The following is a 285-nucleotide window of genomic DNA, read 5'->3' on the forward strand; positions in this document are numbered from 1 at the left end:
ACAAGGCCCATATTTTAGTGACGCATTTTGCGGTTTCTAAGAAGGATGATAGTGATGGTCAAAGTCTTCGAGAACTGATGCTTTCTGAAACCAGCAATACGGTAGGTGGTCTTTCTAATGTGACCAGTGACCTTTTCAAGGCTTTCGATTATGTGGCCTTGGGGCATATCCATACCCGATTTGCCAGTCCGAGCCAGTGCGTGCACTATTCAGGCAGTCCGGTCGCCTTTAATGTCAAAGAAGCCAAGCGTAAGGAAGAAAAAGGTGTCTATATTGTTGAATTGG

1 protein-coding gene is annotated in these 285 nt (G+C 45.3%); it reads left to right on the plus strand.

Annotated elements, in window-relative coordinates; translation table 11 throughout:
- Nucleotides 1-285: metallophosphoesterase family protein (locus LZP73_RS20680; protein ID WP_442800786.1), on the plus strand; the 285-nt coding region annotated here is incomplete at both ends.

This window comes from Shewanella sp. AS16 (assembly GCF_021412365.1).
Classification (GTDB): domain Bacteria; phylum Pseudomonadota; class Gammaproteobacteria; order Enterobacterales; family Shewanellaceae; genus Shewanella; species Shewanella salipaludis.